Source organism: Candidatus Accumulibacter vicinus (genome assembly GCF_000584955.1).
GTDB classification, from domain to species: domain Bacteria; phylum Pseudomonadota; class Gammaproteobacteria; order Burkholderiales; family Rhodocyclaceae; genus Accumulibacter; species Accumulibacter vicinus.
The window spans coordinates 55,945-56,653 of the sequence record NZ_JDSS02000015.1 but is presented as its reverse complement, the minus strand read 5'-3'; the positions used below and the strand labels follow the sequence as shown (position 1 = coordinate 56,653).

Genomic DNA, 709 nt, shown 5'->3' with positions numbered 1-709 from the left:
GCGCTGGCCGGCGGTGTAGGCGGTGGCGGCGGGCCTATCCCCGCTGGCGCGGGGAAAACGTGGTAGTGGTGCCGGCGGCGGTGGCGGTGCCGGGCCTATCCCCGCTGGCGCGGGGAAAACTACACCCTACCCAATCACGACGAGAAGTCAAAAGGCCTATCCCCGCTGGCGCGGGGAAAACGAGGAAGTGAGAGACTCCGTGCTAACGCGCGGGGGCCTATCCCCGCTGGCGCGGGGAAAACGCCGACAGTCCAAGGCCAGCCGCAGCCAGCCTGGGCCTATCCCCGCTGGCGCGGGGAAAACACACCAGCATTCACGTCCTTTCATCCGGAGACGGGCCTATCCCCGCTGGCGCGGGGAAAACACCGGGATCAAACGATAGACATTCTGCGGCTGAGGCCTATCCCCGCTGGCGCGGGGAAAACAGCGCCATCTGCGGCTTGAGCTTGTCCATGAAGGGCCTATCCCCGCTGGCGCGGGGAAAACAAGCCGCACGAGCTTCTCGACGGTCTTGGAGGGGGCCTATCCCCGCTGGCGCGGGGAAAACAATGGCAAGGCTTTGATCGCGTTCGCCCATGCGGGCCTATCCCCGCTGGCGCGGGGAAAACCTGGAGCACTCCACGGGTAAAAAGCCGGCGTGGGGCCTATCCCCGCTGGCGCGGGGAAAACGAATCCGAAAGCATTTTTACTTCTCCTTATCGGGGCCTAT

1 CRISPR repeat array is annotated in these 709 nt (G+C 65.4%).

Annotated features, from left to right (window positions below):
• Positions 1-30: 30 nt before the first annotated feature.
• Positions 31-669: a CRISPR direct-repeat array (repeat unit 28 nt; unit sequence GGCCTATCCCCGCTGGCGCGGGGAAAAC).
• Between the last annotated feature and the right edge of the window lie 40 nt (positions 670-709).